This window comes from Pseudomonas sp. MEJ086 (genome assembly GCF_030209025.1).
GTDB lineage: Bacteria > Pseudomonadota > Gammaproteobacteria > Pseudomonadales > Pseudomonadaceae > Aquipseudomonas > Aquipseudomonas fulva_A.
Map to the genome: position 1 here is coordinate 1 of NZ_JARVSV010000052.1, position 1,698 is coordinate 1,698.

General features: G+C 61.3%; 1 protein-coding gene. It reads right to left on the reverse strand.

Annotation, left to right across the window (positions count from 1 at the left end; all coding sequences use genetic code 11):
- The coding region (locus QRN22_RS25035; protein ID WP_285404400.1) for a cadherin-like domain-containing protein at positions 1-1,698 on the reverse strand (1,698 nt) is incomplete at both ends.

The following is a 1,698-nucleotide window of genomic DNA, read 5'->3' on the forward strand; positions in this document are numbered from 1 at the left end:
AGCTGGTGACACCCGCAGGCACGGTGACCTGGCCAGTAGCGGCGTTGTAGGTGACCCCGTTGCTGAAGCTCTGGTTGGTCAGGGCTGCGTTGTAATCGCTACCGGCAGTCGCCGTACCCGGGTTGAGGGACAGGTTGAAGGTCGATGCCGTGCTGCTGGCGTTGGTGAGGTTGACGGTGAAGACGGCATTGTCGCCTTCGTCCACCTGGCCACCGGTGCTGTCCACGGCAGCGCTGACTGCGCCGATGCCAGGAGCGACTTCGGTACCGATGATGGTGATGGTGGCGGTGGCGGTTGCAGTACCGCCATAACCATCACCTACGGTGTAGGTGAAGCTCTGGGTCTTGACCTCACCCGATTTGAGGTTGTTGTCATTGGCGGCAAAGTTGAAGCTGCCATCGGCATTGACGGTCAGTACACCCGTTGCCAGCGCGACCTTGCCGTCGGCAGGGACGTCAGCGCCATTGATCTTGATGACCCCGAGCGTCTGGTTGGCCTGGGCATCGCTGTCGTTGTTGAGCAGACCTTTGCCCTGGTCGATGACCAGCGTCTGGCTTTCATTGACCACATAGGCGCTGTTGGCAGAGGCCGGGCCGGACCCGGAGAAACCGGTCAGGAAGTAGTCGGACCCATCACCTGCGCCGTTGGCCGTAGGCAGTGCCTCGAAGCGGATGCTGTCGAACACTTGCGTGCCGGTATTGAGCGAGAAGGTGCCGGAGCCGCCACCGCTGAGCTTGAAGGTGCCACTGGCCACTTCAACGCCCTCGTACATCGCCACCCAACGACCCACTTCGCCACCTTCTTCGGCGGCGATCAGGCGACTTACGCTGAAGTTGGCCTGGTTGAGGTTGCCGCTGAAGTTCAGGGTGATGGATTCGGATTTGCCGGTGGTCGGGTCGTATTCCAGCTGGTCTGGGACCTGATTGACCACGGCGCGTGGCGAACCTGCGACGCCCAGAGCGTTCTGGTTGCCGTCGACGGTCAGTTGCAGCAGGTTGGCGTTGTCGCCATTGCCATCTCGTGCCTGGATTACCGTCTTCTGATTGTTACTGTCGTTCTGCGCCCAGTTGTTGGTGGCTGAACCCCCACCCAGGTCACCGATCGTCACGGTGTAAGGGCTGCCGACAGGGTCGTCGACGGCCACTGGATTACTGTTCACCAGAGCCTGGTCGCTGCCCTTGCCGGACGTGTTGCCGAACTGATCCTGCAGCGTTGCCTCGACGGTGATGGTCTTGCCTTCACCTGGGTTGGCGAAGGTGGTGTCGACATGACCCGTGGTGATTTGCGCTGCAGTCAGTGTGAAGGTCTTGATGGTCGTGCCATCGGTGACACTGATGATATCGCCGGCCACGGAGCCGGCTGGCAAGCCGACTCGTACATCGATCGCACCGCTGAGCTCGTTCTGACCGATCACCCCGTCGTTGTTGATGTCTTCACGAATTTCTACGGTTGGAGCCGCACCTGTGGCACCTGCCAGCGTATCGACGCGGGCGCTGTCGGTTCCCTTGTTCGACGTGTTGCCGAACTGGTCACGCAGGGTGGCTTCGACGGTCAGCGTGTTGCCTTCGCCCGGGTTGGCGAAGGTGGTTGTCACGAAACCTGCGGTGATTTGCGCAGCCGTCAGGGTAATGGTCTGCGGCGTAGTGCCGTTGGTGATCACCAGCGTATCGCCAGCCACTGCACCGGCTGGCAGGCCTA